Origin of the sequence: Nocardia exalbida NBRC 100660 (assembly GCF_000308575.1) — a bacterium.
GTDB classification, from domain to species: Bacteria; Actinomycetota; Actinomycetes; order Mycobacteriales; family Mycobacteriaceae; genus Nocardia; species Nocardia exalbida.
Genome location: NZ_BAFZ01000105.1, coordinates 1 through 284, shown reverse-complemented (window position 1 = coordinate 284; position 284 = coordinate 1). Strand labels below are relative to the sequence as shown.

The following is a 284-nucleotide window of genomic DNA, read 5'->3' as shown; positions in this document are numbered from 1 at the left end:
GCCCCCGCCCACCGATCCCCTCCATGCGCGGAGCCAACACCGGATTCGGGCTGCCCCCCGAAATCCACCACGCCCTCACCGAACTGGCCCGCGACCACAACTGCACCCTGTTCATGGTCATCCACGCCGCCCTCGCGGTCCTACTCGCCCGCCTGACCGCCGACCCCGACGTCGCGATCGGCACCCCCATCGCCGGCCGCGGCGAACGCGCCCTCGACGACCTGGTCGGCATGTTCGTCAACACCCTCACCCTGCGCACCCACGTCGAGCCCGCCATGAGCTTC

1 protein-coding gene is annotated in these 284 nt (G+C 71.1%); it reads left to right on the top strand.

Translation table 11 applies throughout. The annotated features are described in order from the left end of the window. Positions 1-14 precede the first annotated feature (14 nt). On the top strand, positions 15-284 hold a 270-nt coding region (locus ON29_RS24990), incomplete at its 3' end, for a condensation domain-containing protein (protein WP_373283847.1).